This window comes from Porphyromonas somerae, assembly GCF_022845615.1.
Classification (GTDB): domain Bacteria; phylum Bacteroidota; class Bacteroidia; order Bacteroidales; family Porphyromonadaceae; genus Porphyromonas_A; species Porphyromonas_A somerae.
In genome coordinates, this window is record NZ_AP025559.1 from 1094527 (window position 1) to 1110876 (window position 16350).

24 protein-coding genes are annotated in these 16350 nt (G+C 40.6%); 23 read left to right on the top strand and 1 reads right to left on the bottom strand.

Going from position 1 to position 16350, the window contains the following annotated elements; translation table 11 throughout:
- The first annotated feature begins 27 nt into the window (after nt 1–27).
- The 23 genes from MWL85_RS04750 (at nt 28) to MWL85_RS04860 (ending at nt 15387) form a co-directional block, all read left to right on the top strand.
- Nucleotides 28–984: a toxin-antitoxin system YwqK family antitoxin gene (locus MWL85_RS04750; protein WP_244401638.1), complete on the top strand. Its 957-nt coding sequence runs from the start codon at nt 28–30 to the stop codon at nt 982–984.
- 46 nt (nt 985–1030) lie between these two features.
- Nucleotides 1031–2404 (top strand): toxin-antitoxin system YwqK family antitoxin, encoded by a 1374-nt coding sequence (locus tag MWL85_RS04755; protein ID WP_244401639.1) that lies wholly within the window; start codon nt 1031–1033, stop codon nt 2402–2404.
- A gap of 20 nt (nt 2405–2424) precedes the next feature.
- The gene (locus MWL85_RS04760; protein WP_244401640.1) at nt 2425–2604 is read left to right on the top strand and encodes a hypothetical protein; all 180 of its coding nucleotides are present in this window, start codon (nt 2425–2427) and stop codon (nt 2602–2604) included.
- Nucleotides 2597–4117 (top strand): toxin-antitoxin system YwqK family antitoxin, encoded by a 1521-nt coding sequence (locus MWL85_RS04765; protein ID WP_244401641.1) that lies wholly within the window; start codon nt 2597–2599, stop codon nt 4115–4117. Before MWL85_RS04760 ends, MWL85_RS04765 begins: the two co-directional genes overlap by 8 nt.
- Nucleotides 4118–4161: 44 nt before the next feature.
- Nucleotides 4162–5166 (top strand): toxin-antitoxin system YwqK family antitoxin, encoded by a 1005-nt coding sequence (locus MWL85_RS04770; protein ID WP_244401642.1) that lies wholly within the window; start codon nt 4162–4164, stop codon nt 5164–5166.
- A 20-nt stretch (nt 5167–5186) separates the two neighbouring features.
- Entirely contained in the window at nt 5187–5690 is a 504-nt protein-coding gene (locus MWL85_RS04775; RefSeq protein ID WP_244401643.1) for a toxin-antitoxin system YwqK family antitoxin, read from the top strand.
- A 99-nt stretch (nt 5691–5789) separates the two neighbouring features.
- Nucleotides 5790–6386, top strand: coding sequence for a toxin-antitoxin system YwqK family antitoxin (locus MWL85_RS04780; RefSeq protein ID WP_244401644.1), 597 nt, complete (start codon nt 5790–5792; stop codon nt 6384–6386).
- Between the two features lie 630 nt (nt 6387–7016).
- Complete coding sequence (locus MWL85_RS04785; protein ID WP_244401645.1) at nt 7017–7670, top strand: hypothetical protein; 654 nt, start codon at nt 7017–7019, stop codon at nt 7668–7670.
- A gap of 12 nt (nt 7671–7682) precedes the next feature.
- Nucleotides 7683–8417 carry a DUF2786 domain-containing protein gene (locus MWL85_RS04790; protein WP_244401646.1) on the top strand — a complete coding sequence of 245 codons (735 nt, stop codon included), beginning with the start codon at nt 7683–7685 and terminating at the stop codon, nt 8415–8417.
- 102 nt (nt 8418–8519) lie between these two features.
- A complete protein-coding gene (locus MWL85_RS04795) occupies nt 8520–8795 on the top strand; it encodes a hypothetical protein (RefSeq protein ID WP_244401647.1) in 276 nt (91 codons plus the stop codon).
- Between the two features lie 22 nt (nt 8796–8817).
- On the top strand, nt 8818–9699 hold the full coding sequence (locus MWL85_RS04800) for a phosphoadenosine phosphosulfate reductase domain-containing protein (protein WP_244401648.1): 882 nt from the start codon (nt 8818–8820) through the stop codon (nt 9697–9699).
- A 99-nt stretch (nt 9700–9798) separates the two neighbouring features.
- Entirely contained in the window at nt 9799–10269 is a 471-nt protein-coding gene (locus tag MWL85_RS04805; protein WP_244401649.1) for a hypothetical protein, read from the top strand.
- Entirely contained in the window at nt 10266–10859 is a 594-nt protein-coding gene (locus tag MWL85_RS04810; protein WP_244401650.1) for a hypothetical protein, read from the top strand. Before MWL85_RS04805 ends, MWL85_RS04810 begins: the two co-directional genes overlap by 4 nt.
- Nucleotides 10860–11003: 144 nt before the next feature.
- Nucleotides 11004–11276 carry a hypothetical protein gene (locus tag MWL85_RS04815; protein WP_244401651.1) on the top strand — a complete coding sequence of 91 codons (273 nt, stop codon included), beginning with the start codon at nt 11004–11006 and terminating at the stop codon, nt 11274–11276.
- A 5-nt stretch (nt 11277–11281) separates the two neighbouring features.
- The gene (locus tag MWL85_RS04820; RefSeq protein ID WP_244401652.1) at nt 11282–11557 is read left to right on the top strand and encodes a hypothetical protein; all 276 of its coding nucleotides are present in this window, start codon (nt 11282–11284) and stop codon (nt 11555–11557) included.
- Complete coding sequence (locus MWL85_RS04825) at nt 11544–11762, top strand: hypothetical protein (RefSeq protein WP_244401653.1); 219 nt, start codon at nt 11544–11546, stop codon at nt 11760–11762. Before MWL85_RS04820 ends, MWL85_RS04825 begins: the two co-directional genes overlap by 14 nt.
- Before the next feature lie 31 nt (nt 11763–11793).
- Nucleotides 11794–12207, top strand: a complete 414-nt coding sequence (locus MWL85_RS04830) for a DUF4494 domain-containing protein (RefSeq protein WP_244401654.1) — start codon at nt 11794–11796, stop codon at nt 12205–12207.
- Nucleotides 12208–12277: 70 nt separating this feature from the next.
- Nucleotides 12278–12499 carry a hypothetical protein gene (locus MWL85_RS04835; RefSeq protein ID WP_244401655.1) on the top strand — a complete coding sequence of 74 codons (222 nt, stop codon included), beginning with the start codon at nt 12278–12280 and terminating at the stop codon, nt 12497–12499.
- On the top strand, nt 12499–13155 hold the full coding sequence (locus MWL85_RS04840; protein WP_244401656.1) for a hypothetical protein: 657 nt from the start codon (nt 12499–12501) through the stop codon (nt 13153–13155). The genes MWL85_RS04835 and MWL85_RS04840 overlap by 1 nt, the downstream gene beginning before the upstream one ends.
- A 41-nt stretch (nt 13156–13196) precedes the next feature.
- Complete coding sequence (locus MWL85_RS04845; protein WP_244401657.1) at nt 13197–13445, top strand: hypothetical protein; 249 nt, start codon at nt 13197–13199, stop codon at nt 13443–13445.
- Nucleotides 13442–14248, top strand: a complete 807-nt coding sequence (locus MWL85_RS04850) for a DNA cytosine methyltransferase (RefSeq protein WP_244401658.1) — start codon at nt 13442–13444, stop codon at nt 14246–14248. The genes MWL85_RS04845 and MWL85_RS04850 overlap by 4 nt, the downstream gene beginning before the upstream one ends.
- An 88-nt stretch (nt 14249–14336) precedes the next feature.
- Entirely contained in the window at nt 14337–15005 is a 669-nt protein-coding gene (locus tag MWL85_RS04855; protein ID WP_244401659.1) for a hypothetical protein, read from the top strand.
- A gap of 4 nt (nt 15006–15009) precedes the next feature.
- A complete protein-coding gene (locus MWL85_RS04860; protein ID WP_244401660.1) occupies nt 15010–15387 on the top strand; it encodes a hypothetical protein in 378 nt (125 codons plus the stop codon).
- 159 nt (nt 15388–15546) lie between these two features.
- Here the strand turns inward: MWL85_RS04860 and MWL85_RS04865 are convergent, their stop codons facing one another.
- Entirely contained in the window at nt 15547–16266 is a 720-nt protein-coding gene (locus MWL85_RS04865; RefSeq protein ID WP_317221531.1) for a restriction endonuclease subunit S, read from the bottom strand.
- Between the last annotated feature and the right edge of the window lie 84 nt (nt 16267–16350).

A 16350-nucleotide genomic window follows, 5' to 3' on the forward strand; every position in this document is an offset into this window, starting at 1 on the left:
TAAATAAACACACAAATAAATAATGTTATGGAAACTATAAATAATAATAGTATTCAACACGTCAACGAGTCCCTCACCCCAAACGACATTAGGGTGGAGAAGGAGTGGTACGAGAATGGTTGCCTTAAATGTGCTACCACCTATAAAGGAGGAGAAAAAGATGGGGAGCAAAAAGAGTGGTACCCCAATGGGCAGCTCAAGTCACGATGTAATTACAATAATGGATTGTTAGATGGCATCTCTAAAAAGTGGCACTCTAATGGGCAACCCTACTCTGAAATAAACCACAAAGAAGGATGGCAGGAGGGACTAGCTCGGTGGTGGCACAAAAATGGTCAGCTTAGTTACAGAGAAAACTACAAAAATGACAAGCTAGATGGATTGAGGGAGTCATGGAATAAAGGTGGCGTCCTTGAATACATAGAGAGCTATAAGGCGGGAAAGCTAAATGGACTATGTGAAGAGTGGTATGACAATGGGCAACTCTATTCTCAAATCAATTTTAAGGATGGGAGGGAGTATGGACCTTATGAAACGAGATACCCTAGTGGGGCACTTTGGGTTCGTGGAAACTGTGTCAATGGGGAGCAAGATGGAGTTATAGAAGAGTGGTACGAGAATGGGAAACTATTCCAAAAGGAAACCTATAAAGAAGGTAACCCTCATGGTTTACATGAAGAGTGGGACGAAAATGGTCGATCACGTTGCAGGATAAACTACAAGAATGGAAAGAGGGAAGGAGAACAACTACAGTGGTACCCCAATGGACAGCTCCAATTTCGGATGTCCTTCAAAGAGGAGAGGAGGAATGGAGTAGAAGAAGAGTGGAGCAAGGATGGAAAGCTTATCTACCGAAAAAACTACAAGGATAATGAACTAGATGGCATTCAGGAAGAGGCAAATGCTGATGGAACAGTGACTCAAAGTCTATACAAGGATGGAGTGTTTCTGTCCTCAAAGGTGATTAAAGACTTCACAAACTGATAGAGAATAAAACAATAAACAAATAACAATATAAATATATGATATTATGGAAGCATTAAACAATAATAGTATGGAGAGGGATTATGAGTCCACCATCCCAAATGGGATAAGGGTAGAAAAGGAGTATTGGGATAATGGTGAGTTGAAGAGTATCACCTCCTATAAAGGCGATCTAAAGCATGGAGAGGCAAAGCGGTGGAACCAAGATGGTTTACTTATTAGTTTTGAAAACTACAAAGACGACAAACTAGATGGGCCATCAAAGAGTTGGTGGGACAATGGACAACTAGCGATCTCCACTAATTACAAAGATGGGAAAGTGGATGGCACCCTAGAAATGTGGAAAATAAATGGGAAGCCTGTAAGAAGAGAAAACTACAAAGATGACGTTGAACATGGGGCATTTGAGAGGTTCCACGAAAATGGGCAACTCTGGACACGAATTAATTACAACAATGGGGTGCCAGAGGGTCTAAAAGAACAGTGGTATATAAATGGGAAACTGTCCTACAGAGGGAATTATAAGAATGGAAAAAGGGAAGGTCTAGCTGAATGGTGGGAGGATAATGGGAAGCTCAATGGTCGTGAAAACTATAAGAATGGCAAAAAGGATGGGCTCTCTGAAAAATGGTACTCTAATGGACAACTAGAATTTAGTGAGAACTATAAAGATGGCAAACTAGAAGGTCCTCGGGAAGAATGGTACGAAAATGGAAAGCTCGCAGAGCGTGGAAACTATAAGGAAGGCTTTATGGATGGACTACAAGAGAGGTGGTACCCCAATGGGAAAATAGAACATCGCATTAATTATAAATATGGAAGAGCGGAGGGGAGCTACGAGTCTTGGTTTAGAAATGGGGAGCCCGAGTTTAGAGGGAGCTATAAGGATTGGGAGCTAGATGGGATATGCCAAGAGTGGTATGAAAATGGGGAGTTAATGTCCAAAAAGAAATACAATGAGGGAAAGGAAGATGGTCTTTGTGAGGAGTGGTTCGAGAATGGACAACTTTGGACTCGAGGAAATTACAAAAATGGGAAAAAAGATGGGTTGGCAGAGAGCTGGTACTCTAATGGACAAATGTCTTCTCGTGGTGAATATAAGGATGGAAAAGAGGAAGGAACCCATGAAAAATGGTACAAGAATGGGCAACCCTTCTATCAATATAATTACGAAAATGGAAAAATGGAAGGAGCCCAAAAAGAATGGCATGAAGATGGGCAACTTTTTACTAAAAGCACATACAAGAATGGAAAGCTAGATGGCCCTTGTGAGGAATATGGAATGGATGGATCAGCAATTAAAACTTTCTACAAAAATGGAGTCCCCAACGACCCTGATATTTCTATTGAGCAGACCTCCCAAGAGACCAAGAAGAAGATAACGCTAAAGCCTAAGAAGAAAGGAGGAGTGAAAATATAACAACATAAATAGATAATAGCATGGAAACATTAAGTAATAAAAGAGTACAGCAATTTGAGATTGGAGACAATCTCGCTACTGACCTATTAAACATGAAACAAACGAAAAGAGGTCGTGAAGTGGTGACAGACGAGGATGTAGCAGAAGTGAAAGACATCGTTGATGAGTGGTTAGAAGAGGAGGAGAAAGAAGATGATTAGTAAGAGAGTACTTAAAACAGCAGAAGGATGGCTAAAGAAAAGGGATGACCTCTTAGAGGAAGAGAGAAGTGCCTTCTTGAACTACATCAAACCGATGGATAATCTAACGGCACTAGCGACAGCAAAGTGGTTTGCAAACGAAGTGCTACGTGTTCCCGAGGACCAACCCAAGGTGAGCGAGGCAATCATAGTTGCGAAGAAGGCAAAGGTAGACCCACTCACCTACTCTAGCCCAATGAATATTCTAAACACCTTTAAGGAATACAAGATCAAGGAAAAGGCAATCGATCCTGATACAGTCCCTGAACTCACCAATGGCCGACCAATAGGTCCTCTTTCTTTTTCCATACGTGTCTATGACGTAGAAGACACTAAGGAAGGGCAGTTAGCCATGAGGAGGATTATCAATACTCATTGGGGTGAAGATGCTAACCCATGGTGTTTGTTGCAGGGTGATGGTAATGGCAACTTAAGTAGCGATGCTTGGAGGTATTGGGGTCACTATAATGGTGTGCCGAAGCGTGTGGCGTTTCAAGATGGAAAGCTACTCGCCTTTTGTGCAAATGACGAGAGGGTGGATTGTTGGTGGGATCGACAGGATGAGCCACATGATACTATCTCTTTTGAAAGCTTGATACCTAAGGATGAATTGGAGAGAACTGCTTCTTATGAGATGGATGAGTATGGTTATTTATATGGGCCTTTTAATATCCATAGGGGTAATGAGCAGAATGGGGTATATGAAGAATGGGATGATGATGGTGGACAGATAATGGTTCGTGAAAACCGCAAGAATGGAAAGCAAGAAGGTGTTCGTGAGTGGTGGTATGACAATGGACAATTAGAACAGCGTGAAAATTACAAGAACGGATTGCTAGATGGACTTTTGGAAAGATGGAGCTATAAGGGGAATTTAACTGCTCGAGGTAATTATAAGAATGGGAAGGCTCATGGTCTCTATGAGAAATGGTCTGACGGTGTATTGGAATCCCGCGAACAATATAAAGAAGATATGCTTGACGGTATTCGTGAGCTGTATTATAGCGATGGGTCGCTAAAGTCTAGGCAAATGTATAGTGTTGGTTTTCGCAATGGTCTTGGCGAAGAATGGTATGAGAATGGGCAGATAAGGGTTCGTGCCAATTATAAAAATAGCGATTTTGATGGTCTCGGGGAGGAGTGGTATGAGAATGGACAAATCAAATGCCGAGGAAACTACAAGGAGGGTAGATATGATGGATTATATGAATTGTGGTATGAAAATGGGCAATTGTACAGTCGGAAAAACTTCAAGAATTTTGAGCTAAATGGATTATGTGAGTATTGGCACGAGAATGGACAAATAGAATCTCGGAAATTATTTAAGAATGGCATATTTGTTGAGGACTTGACTGACGATGTAAGGTTTAGAAATTACTTAGCTCGTGAGGGGATAAGTGCCGAGACTATAAGAAGTGAAAAAACAAAAAAGATAACCTTACAATCCAAGAATAAGGGAGGAATAAAGAGATAACAACCTAAATAAATAATAGCATGGAAGTATTAAATGATAACAATATGAATACCAAAGAAGAGGCTCCCAACGCTAATGGACTTAGAGTGGAAAAGGAGTGGCATGAGAATGGACAACTCAAGAAAATGACAACCTATAAGGGCTACATGAAGGATGGGGAATGCAAAGAGTGGTATTCCAATGGGCAACTATCCACCTCAAAAAACTACAAGAATGGTAGACTTGATGGTTCTATTGAAGAGTGGTGGGATAATGGAAAGCTAGCACTACGTGGCACCTACAAAGAGGGAAAGAGTGAGGGGGTTCGGGAAGAGTGGTACCCCAATGGTGAACCTCGCTCTAAGCAACATTGGAAAAATGGAAAACTAGATGGAGTGCTAGAGTCTTGGGGACCCTATGGGGAACTAGACCAACGATGCACCTACAAGGAGGGGTTGCCAGATGGACTTAACGAAACGTGGTATGACAATGGGCAGCCTAGAACAAGGTGCAAATTGTCAAAGGGATTGGTAGAGGGGGTATTGATAGAATGGTACCCAAGTGGTCAGATGAGGGCAAAAACCAACTTCAAGAACGATGAGAAGGATGGTCTCCTAGAAAAGTGGTATGAGAATGGAAGGCTCAAAGCTCGGGAAAACTACGTAAATGGAAAAAGAGAGGGGCTAACTGAGTGGTGGCACGCCAACGGACGCCAAGAAGCTAAGATTGAGTTCCGACAAGGGGAGATGGATGGCAAAAGAGAGACATGGTACAACAATGGGCAGCTCCTCTCCACAAGCAATTGGAAGAGTGGTAAGCATGTAGGGCAAGCACTTTTCTGGGGGGCTGACGGTCAACTTCGAGCAAGAAAAAACTACGACGATGGTCTGCTTGATGGTGTACAGGAATGGAAAAACGATGATGGTACCATCTCACAATCTGTCTATAGAAATGGGTGGCTATTATCTGAAAGAGCGATCGATCACTTTACAGAGGAGGTAAAGGCGAATGAAGAATCTAAGAAGAAGATAACAATTGCACCTAAGAAGAAAGGAAGAATAAAAATATAACGACTTAAATAAATAATAGTATGGAAGCATTGAGTGGCAATAAAACAGAACAAATGAATGACGCTAACCCTAAAGGTGACATCTTGCCAAGGATAGACCACCTAACATCGATTATTGAAATACACACTCTTAAGTTGACAGGTGTTCAAGAGGCTTGCTATGAGAATGGACAGATGGCATATCGCAGATATTATAAAGATGGAAAAGAAGACGGAAAACATTATCAGTGGTACCCAAATGGGCAGCTCAAATCCACAATAAACTGGGTGGCCGGAGATTTTGAGGGTCTTCAAGAGGATTGGGATAAAGAAGGTCGGCTCATCGAGCGTAAGTATTTTAAGGGATCGGAGATACAGTGGCAAGAGCGGCTAGATATCACTTCTAAGAGAGTAAAGCGTGCTACCTTCAAGAAAGGGTTTTTGTGGTTTACCAATCAGATTGACCACTTCACCGACCTGACTGCCCAAGAGCCCAAAAAGAAAATAACACTAACACCTAAGAAAAAGGGAGGTATAAAGATATAATTAGCTAACGACATAATAATTTAATAATATGGAAGTATTGAACAAAAATACAGAAGTACAAAAAAAGACGATCTCTCTGTAGATGGTGTCAGAACAGAAATGGAATGGTACGAGAATGGAAAAGAAAAGAGTGTAACAACCTACAAGGGAGATGTTAAGCATGGAGAGTATAAGGAGTGGTACGAAGATGGGCAACTAAGAGTTAAGACCACCTATAATGAGGGCAACCTTGATGGTTTGTATGAGCGGTGGTACCCCGATGGGAAACGTGAGTTGGAGGAAAACTACAAGAGTGGAGAAAAAGATGGAGAGCAAAAGGAATGGTTTCGGGATGATGACCAAATTTGGAAACGAGAAAACTACAAAGCTGGAAAGCTAGATGGTCCTTATGAGTCCTATTGGGATAATGGACAGTTGAAGCAGAGTTGTGTCTATCTCAATGGTAAGGTAGAGGGCCTTGAGGTAAGCATGTATAAAAATGGTTCTTTGTTGTCTCATCGCCCATTTAAGGATGGCAAGTTGGATGGGCTCGTTAAACGTTGGTACTCTGACGGAGAACTTCAAGAGAGCCAGTTTTACAAAGAGGGGAAAAGAGAGGGTCTTTGTGAGCGGTGGAATAGGAGTGGGACGAAAGTGGATGCCTTCTCATTAAAAACAACTACAAGAATGGGAAAAAAGATGGTGTCCAAGAGATAATAAATATAATAGACAGACGTATTACACGGGCCTTTTATAAGGATGGAAAACTCCAACCTCAGGGAACACTATGAGTATGAGAATGTGATTAGGTTATAATAACTCCATTAGACCAACTTAAGGCTAGTAGGGGATAAGGAATAGGAGTGGCTTACTACTTCTGTTCCTTTTCTTATACACACGTCAAGGGATTAGAACACATAAAAAAAATACACAACGCCCCAAGCCTTACCCCTCTCTCGCATTCAAAATCATTTGATATGGCAAATAAAATCTCATGCGACAATTCGCAACTCTGGTTTTAGGAAACGAACCATCGTAATATTGCCTAGAAATTAATTCTAAATGATACACAAGATAAGATAAACAACAGAAAATGAAGAGAGAAGAATTCAAGAAGACCAAGTGGAGCGAAGAGACAAGCGTACTGGATTTGAGTTTACCGTGGCTCGCATATCTCTGGACGACAGAGACCCAGACATGAAGGCTACTATATAGGCAGACTTTGGCGGTAGCGAAGTGTTGCCTGTATTGGATGTTGATTTAGAGATGCGACTCTTGGGATTGATCATTATGGCAAGTATATGAGAGTGCCATGTGAGGATGTGGAGATTGTAAAGGAATAGTAATATGAAAAAGATGCTGTTTAACGACAAATACGGACTTACAGATGCCGTATTGCAAGGGAGAAAGACACAGACCAGAAGGATTATTAAGCCACAACCGATTCTCGATAAGAATGTTGGGATTAAGTGGAAAGGTCATGCGTATGGACTTGGATATACCAGGGAAGAAACCTTTAGAAACTTTCTTAGTTGTGTGAAACCTCCATATCAAGTTGGAGAGTTTGTTGCGGTGGCTCAACCATATAAAAACGTATTCTCCCCTGATGAGATATTATATGTAACACATGGAGAGGGGTATAGGATGGTAAAAGTAAAAAATATAGCTGGATGGAACAATAAGCTGTACGTCTGTGCAGACCTTATGCCTCACCAAATTCGAATCACAAATGTGCGTATTGAGCAACTACAAGATATTTCCGATGAAGAGTGCATAAAAGAGGGCATAAGAGAAGTATTGGGTGTTAGTAACAATTGGGGAAACTCTGCCACTCATACTGAATACAATGTTCCATATTATGATAAACGAGGAAATCAACAACTAATTAGAGGCTTGAAGTCTCAAGAAACCTATTCGTATCTAATTGACAAAATTAGTGGTATAGGTACTTGGGATAGCAATTCCTGGGTGTGGGCGTATGAATTTGAGTTAGTTAAATGAAAGGAGGTAATAATGGAAGATAACACCAAACAAAAAATCCTAGATAAGATACAAAAGCTGCTGAAACTCCAGCACTCAGCAGAGAATTTGGGAAATGAGGGAGAAGCCTATGCTGCTGCTACAGCAGTTCATAGACTCCTAACAACTTACAATCTATCACTACAAGATATTGTAGGAACCGGAGAAGAAGATAGTAATATAATTAAGTCAGACGATATTACCTATCGGAGTCAATTTGGGTGTCAATGGAAACTGTCCTTGCTGACGATAGTTGCGGACAATAACTATTGTAGTGTGCTAGTAAAATCATATAAACAACACATGCTTATTGTCGGTCATCAAGACAATGTAGAAGTTGTTAAAACCCTGTACAGTTATCTTGTTTCTGCATTTAATAAACTATCTGTCCGAAGAAGGGCGGAGTTTTCGGCGCAACTTCGTGAAGAAAATAAAAGGCTTACAGAAGCAGGGAAAAAGAAATTTATGAGATCATACTATATTGGAGCTGTAGCTGGGTTACTAGAGAATTTCAATAGTCATAAACCTACGTCAGAAGAAACGGGATTGATGATTTGTCATAAAACAGAGATCGAGAAATACCTTTCAGAAGATTCAACTTATAATGGTAAAACATTTAAGGGCAAAGGAATCAACAAAGACTTAATGTTAGAAGGGGTACTTGCTGGAGAAAATGATGGTCGCAACATAAATCTTAATAGACAAATTCAGTGCAATTATGAGAGATAATACAAAGCCAAATATCCTAGATAAGACCCAAAACGGATTAGATGGGAGAATTGGTAGGCGACAGATGGATAATGGATTATTAATGCAAAAGGAGATTGAGAGATGAAGACTAAGTGGTATAACTGGTGGGCGGCAAACGGAGATGTTACGGCGGAGTATGAGGTGTATGTGGATTGGAAAGAAATTCCACCATTTTGGGTGAAGTTCAATCTATTCATAGGGCTAGAAGTTGGCGACCGCTTTTGCGTAAACGTGACTGATTGGGAAGGTCGAGATGTCATAGCCCCTAAGAGGTTCGAAAGTCTTAAAGAAGCCCTTGATTATCTCTCCGATGTGGACTGCGAGAAGTATGTAGATGAGCGGCGGGAGGAGTTCTAAAAGATGATTTGATAGTGAAGCTATGCGAGTGATTGTAATGTGGAGTGGTGGCAAAGACAGCCACGCGTGTCTTATCAAAAGTGTAGAGCAGTATGGTGCAGTTAATGTGACAGCGGTGTTTTGCGATACCGGCTGGGAGCATAAAGACACACTAAAGCACGTTAAGACGATTGCAGATGCAAACGATGTGGAGCTGGTGACATTAAAGCCGGATTTGGACTTTAGCGAGTTGGCTATCAAAAAACGTATGTTTCCAAGCTTTGTGCGGAGGTATTGCACGATAGAATTAAAGGTGAAGCCATTTGTGGATTGGTTACTCACACAAGATGATAATTTTATAGTGGTGCAAGGGATTAGAGCGGAAGAAAGCCAGAGACGAGCAAAGTATGAGGTGGAGTGCGACTATTTTAAGCCGTGGCATACTGGTGAGGCTACTTATCGGAAGCGTGAGGTATTGGAGTTTGCGAGCCACCACGACGTGAGTGTGTCAAGACCAATTTTCAAGTGGACAGGACAGCAGGTGGTGGATTTTATCCTAAAGCACAACCAAGAAATTAACCCACTATATATGCGTGGCTCAAAGCGTGTCGGTTGCTACCCTTGTGTGTTTTGTAATAAGCGAGACATCAAGAACCTAGCAAATGATGAATGGTATGCACGGAGATTAATAGACCTAGAAAAGCAAGTGGAGCTTGAACATATTAAGCACAACCCCGACAAAGTGAATGTACCTACATTTTTCCGTATGGGAACGATACCGGAAGAGCTGTGCAAACGCAACGATAATGGAGTGCCAACCGCTAAAGAGGTATTTGCCTATGTGAAGTTGCAAGAGCTGGGTGCGTTGCAATTTGATGATGATAACTATTCGTGTATGTCTGTTTACCATGGACTATGTGAATAGAGTGAGGAGACAGTTGGGTTCTGGGACCACGGTATATATAAGGTATTACCATACAATCGTGTAGAGATATTAAAGTAAAAAATATTAAAGTAAAAATTTATGACTAGAGAAGAATTTAATCAAGTGCAATGGCACAAAGGAATGAAAGCAATTAGCAGATTGCGAGGCGTTGAACGAGTGATGGATGTTGTAGGTGTAGACTTTGAATTTTACAAGATAGGGTTGAATTATATGTCTACATCCATCAGTCGTGACTGTGAGGATGTGGAGTTGGTGGGTGGATTCGAGAGAGAAAAGCTTTGTGGTGACGTTAATAAAAAGGGCAAGGATGATCGAGTAAGGATTATTGCTAGAGGTGTGGTAGTAGATGCCTTGAAGAATATATCGATGGCTACATTAATAATCACAACAATTGTAATATTCTTTTTCCGACCCCACCTATCGGAATTGGAGCATGCCATCGTTTCCCTATTCGTAGGGGTCATTGTCGTGGTGTATACATCGCTTTTTTTAGGAGGAGTGGTGTATGAAATGGTATGCGAATGGCGAAATAAAGACAGACGTAAATGAAGAAGATAATGTTTAGCGACAAGGTGGGTTTGACAGGAGCCGTCTTGAAGGGCAAAAAGACAATGACGAGAAGAGTTATCAATCCACAGCCCATCTATGATGAAGAAAAGGGTTTATTATGGAATGGATGTTATAGTGGTCTTGGCACAGACAATCCTAGAGACGCTTATCGCAATTTTCGGCATAACTCACTTTACAAGGAAGGAGAGGTCATTGCAATAGCACAAAGCTATGCGACCGTTCTTAAAGGAGAAAATCAAGAGTACTCCGAAAAGGTCTTTAATCACCTAGAGTTGAATGGCTATGGAGCTGGACTTGACAACAAAATGTTCGTTCGTGCCGATTTGATGCCACACAAAATTAAGATCACAAGAGTGGAGGTCGATAGACTACAAAATATAAGCATTGATGATTGTTTCAAGGAGGGCGTAGGAAAAACACAAAACTTATACTACCGACTTCCATTATTTGATGGGCACTTCTATCGCACACCAATAACCGCATTTACAGCGATGATTGAAAAGACAAATGGAAAAGGGACTTGGGCAAGAAACCCTTATGTCTTTGTGTATGAGTTTGAGCTACTATAAGAAAAAAGGAGAGTGAATTTGAGTTGTTAAGTATTACTTAATAACTAAATTTAATAGGAGAGAGCATGAAGTGGTATAGGATTAGTGGAAAAGATGATTTAAATGGTAATTCTTAATTGTAAAATAGCGATTGAGAGGTAGACAATGGAGAATAATTTTATTTTTACGAATTGGCAAAGGTACACAGGGGATGAGCTATGCGAGGTTGACGCTTCTATACATGGCAAGAGGAGAAGAGAGGATTGGAGTCTAGAGGAGGTCTTCATCTGGATTACACTAAAGACTACAAAACAAACCGCCGTGATATTCCGCCACTACTTGGACGAGCGCCTACAAGAGGAGGAGGTTAAGTACTACACCGACACAATGGAGATGATGAAGGAGATTAAGGCGTATATAGACAATTTAGACAAGTAAAACACATGGAAGACTTTGTATTTGGCGATTGGGAGATTGACTGCGATACCGACAAGTTTACTTCCGTCATTAGGTGGATAACAAAGGAAAATGAGGATGGCAGCGTGCGGAAGATAATGATTTCGCTAAGTATCGGTAAAGGCGACAATCCATCGGTGATTGGGGTTCACGATCCAGAAAAAGACGTTGCGGGAGTTATATATTGCGATGACGTGGCAGATGCACTAAACAAGGTGGAGGGATTATATAAGATAAAGAAGAATTTTTATGAGTTGGATTAGCGTAACAGAGACATTGCCAAAAGAAGGTCCGCTTGTATTGAGCAAAACAGAGCTCTCTGAAATCGACACAGACATTGATTTGTGTCGCTATGTAGGAGGGAGGTTTAAGCTCTATATTCCGAATCAGCCAAATGACTGTGGGGCTCAAGGGGCAATTAGAGAAGACCTTACCAAGGTGACAAACTATTGGAAGCCTGCAAATTGATTTAATGTTGAACAATAAAAATATAAATGTAATGAGTTGGTTTAATTGTAAAGTAATCTACGATAAGCTTGTAGTAGAGAGTGGTAAAATGCGTAAGGTGAGCGAAGTATATCTTGTGAATGCAGAAGACTTTACTGAGGTGGAAACACTGATGGCGAAGTTCTTGAAAGGGAGGGGCCCTTATGTCGTTGACAGGGTCAGCAAAATACGCCTCTACGAGCTGTTTCTTGACAATAAAAGCGAGCGATACTACAAATGTAAGGTCGGATTTATCACTCTTGATGAAAAGGCAGGAGTGGAGAAAAGAAAGTATGTACAAGTATTCGTACAAGCCGATGATATTAACTTAGCATTGAAGTCACTACACAAAGGTATGAAGTACACCCTTGGAGACTATGAAGTTGCTAGTGTTGTTGAGACAGACTGCATTGACATTGTTAAATAAGCTTTGGAGGGTTTGAAGGAAATTCAACTCTTATGTGTGAAGTGTTAGAGTGGTGAAAAAATCTATCAATATGAGGGACAAAGACGAAATGACGAGCTATGAAACCCCCTATGAAAAGGAGCGGAGGGAGAGGGAGCATAAACTCTACAATGAGTATGTTACCCTCACAGCTGACGAGGGCAATTCAAAAACCATGGTGATGAAAAGCCTGATAAAGAAATATGGGTATCACTCCATCAGCACAGGCTATAGGATTATTAATAAGATAAACAAGGAGAGACAAAAAGGCTAATGGAGAAGAGAGAGATAATAGTTCGTGATGTTTTGGATTGGTACGATGGTGCTCAATTATTCTTGGGCATTGACCAACTGGGCAATAGCTATATATGCTTACTCGTTGAGCAGGAAGGTATAGACTATTTAACCGTAAGAGTGAACTACAAAGTATTGGAAAGTCTACTCAATGGAAAAATTGACCTTCGGGACCTATATCTAAATCCACCAAAGGAGGAGTATTACTTCGTCAACTCTAGTGATGACAGAAGGCTCTATATCCAAAAGGCAGATGAAACCTTTGCACCCAATGGAGCTATGCTACCTCGTCAGGGCTACAAGTTCAGTGCCGATGCACAAGCCATAGTAACACAGGGTGGGCATAAGAAGTGGAACATGGCAACATTCCAATATGGGCAAGTTAATATACTCCAAAAGGATAATGGGAACGGTACAACAACCCTCTCTGACAATGGTGAGGTTATTAGAAGCTTAGAGAAAGTTCAGAGCGACATTGCTTTGAAAAAAGCTGTGGATATGATTGACAACTGGAATATGATCGTGCACAACCAAAAAATAAGCACCGTCTCTAGTAGTGAGGAGAACTTTGGTGGAGCACTATATAATATTATTTCTTGTATTACGGCTTTACAACTCTATGGTTACACTAGTTAAGAAAACAGAAATGGATGACCCCCCTTAAATAGAGAGATAATATGGATTGGAATGAAGTGAAAAAACTAGCAAAATTTGTTTCACGATATGATGCTAAAACGAACGATTGGGAGTACTTGGAGGTAGTTAATATCAATGATCTGGTAAGTCTTGGGTTGGACGCTGCTGAGCTCAGCAAGGTCAAAAAGAGCTCGATTAGCACAACAGTGGTTAAGACGAATGGTGAAGAAAAGAACATGGCGGTTATCCCAATTTCTTCACTAGCAAACATTTTAGAGATGGATTTATGACACATGCAAGTTTATTCAGTGGAATTGGTGGCTTTGATCTAGCAGCAAAGGAGTTAGGTTGGACCAACCTATTTAACTGCGAGATAAACCCCATCTGTCGTAGAGTTTTAGACTACCATTTTCCAAACGTAGAGGCATACACTGATATTATGCAAGCAGATTTCAGGAAGTGGAATGGGAAGGTAGATGTGCTATCTGGTGGGTTCCCCTGTCAGCCATTCTCTTTAGCTGGTCATAGAAAAGGGGAGGAGGATGAGCGATTTCTTTGGCCACAAATGTTGCGGTGTATTAAAGAGTGTCAGCCAACTTGGGTCGTTGCCGAGAACGTGGTTGGGCTTCTTTCTATGACACAGTTGGGCGATACAAGTAGTATGGTCGTCAATGAAGATCTCTTTGGCAACAAGGAAATAAGCACAACAACCACACACGAGTTTACAATTGATAAGATACTGTCGAGTATAGAAGAGTTGGATTATTCGGTTGCCACCTTTGTCATACCAGCTTGTGCTATTGGTGCACCACACCGTAGAGATAGGGTGTGGATCGTGGCATGCAGGGAGGAAGAACAAACAACCCTAAGGGGAACAAACGAGACAACAAAAGAGGGTCCTAAGAACTTCTGGGACAACTTTCCTTCTCATTTTCCATTATTAGGTAATGACAACATTCCTAGAGAGTTGGATGATATTTCTTTCCCTAGGTGGAGATTGGAAGCTGTAAAGGCATTGGGCAATGCCATTGTCCCCGGAGTGGCAATTGAGATATTCAAGGCTATACAGAAAGTGAGTAATAAACAATTATAATATGGGAACTAGCCTCTTAAAATATAGTGCCAAAAAATATGCTCGTAATCTTTCTTCGGACAGAATGATAGATGCATTCACGAGGGAGATGTTAGGCAATAAAAATTGGCATAGTAGTCATAGGCACCTTAAGTGGAATGCTATTGTCGCCTATTCGGCAAAGACAATAAGCGAACGTGTACACTTTGTTGGAGAAAAGTCTTTAGGCAGAACTAAGAAAAACGAAAAATATGAGTTCTCTAAGTATTTGGTGTATAAGTTAATGCCATTCACCTCAAAGGAGAGTGATACACTTGAGGTGGGAGGTCTATTTGACACAGATGATTTTGAGGGCATAGACCTAGAAAACTCTCTATTACCCACCCCCACCGCTAGCGATGGGCAAAGAGGTGGACAAAAGGTAGATGGGAAAAAGAAAGAAAGAAGTAGTGGACAGACCTACAGCTCCAACATTGTAGACTTAGCAGTTAGTGAGCTATTACCCACACCTACCGCAATGTCTGCGAAGGGGAATGTAACGCAGAATAGAGGCTACTATAACCTCACTGACATAATAGCTGTAAGGTACCAGATAGAACCGATGGATGGTGGAACCTCTCTCCTTAACCCTCTTTACGTAGAGGAGATGATGGGCTTCCCAGAGGGATGGATTCTATTGCCATTTCTGAAAAACAAGTCCAAAGGGAACGTGAATGATAATTCAGTTGTCAAAGATTATTTGACAACTGAATCTGCCATAATAGAGAAAAACAATTGAAGAGATGAAAAACAACAAGTTAGAAAAATCCTGTGGAAAAGCACCTATCAATGTCAGCTTATATGAGTTGATTGGAGGGAGCATTCGCTCTCGGTCCAATATCAAGCGGCTAATTGAAAATGTTGATTGGGATAACAACTACCTACTAGACTTTTCTAATGTTCAATTTATGTCACGAGCTTTTTCTGACGAGCTATACAACTTCCTAAAGAGACATGCGAATGTCGTCATTAATGAAGAAACGATGTCGAAAGACGTTAGTGCTATCTACAAAGCGGTTAGAAGTAGTAGAGAGGGAAAAAGAAAGAGGAGTGAGAACAGTGGAGATATTATAATTCTAAATACGGTTGAAGAGGTGTCAGACTACTTTTCCTCATTCTAGTAGCCAAATAAAAGGATATGCGGTAATTGGAATGGTGTTGGGGTTGTGAAGACCATATCAATCAAACAATAGATAAAGCATTCGTCGCTTAATACCTGTACGCTGATGACGTTTTCAAGTTCGCTTATTTGATAAGTATTCTTCTTTATTTTTTTATGATTATGCTTTTCTTATATTGTTAATATCTATATCCGTTAGAAGATCTTTTTGACACTCTGTATAGTTTCTTAGAAACTTTTGAGATGCATCCCAATATCCCTTATAGGCTTTACTCATATATTTGTGAATTTTTCTTTGTGTTGCTATATCTGGAATTGGAATAAACACCGAGTTTAGAAATGCATCTTGCTGGACTCTTGCTCTTGATGACGAGGATCCTGTAGCTAGTCTTACTAGTTGTGACTTGACTAACTCAGATTGTAGAATAGTTGCGAGTACGTAATTACTAATAATCATCCCATCATCTTTTAATGATAAAATGTAGGCTTCTTTAGAAATAAGCACCTCATTGATTTCTTCTGGGATAATAAATACCCTGTTTAGCCTTGGGTTAATTCTAGTGTAGGCAACATCTCCCCCTTTTGCTAAATTAAAAGAGTCCCCTATTTCACTTCCTTTCAACTTTCTAATGTTTGATATTGTTCCTGTGTTAGGCGAAATGTCTGGAATTTCTAAATAGTAATACTCATCGTTTTCGAGTGGTTTTATGGGGCAATTATCTATATCGCAAACTTTGTCAAGTCTTTGAAGGTTGGGGAACTTGGAGTGAATTGCTTTTATGTCTATTGAATTTATTAAGTATGGAGAATCTATCCTATAACTAGTTACGTCTTCTTGTTTAATCCAAACATATTCTCCTCCATTTTTTGTGGTTTTAATGCCTCATCCGATATTCTGGGTGATGAGGGTGATTGTGATACCTTGAGACTACTGCGTCAGCCTGTATACACCAATCATCTTGCG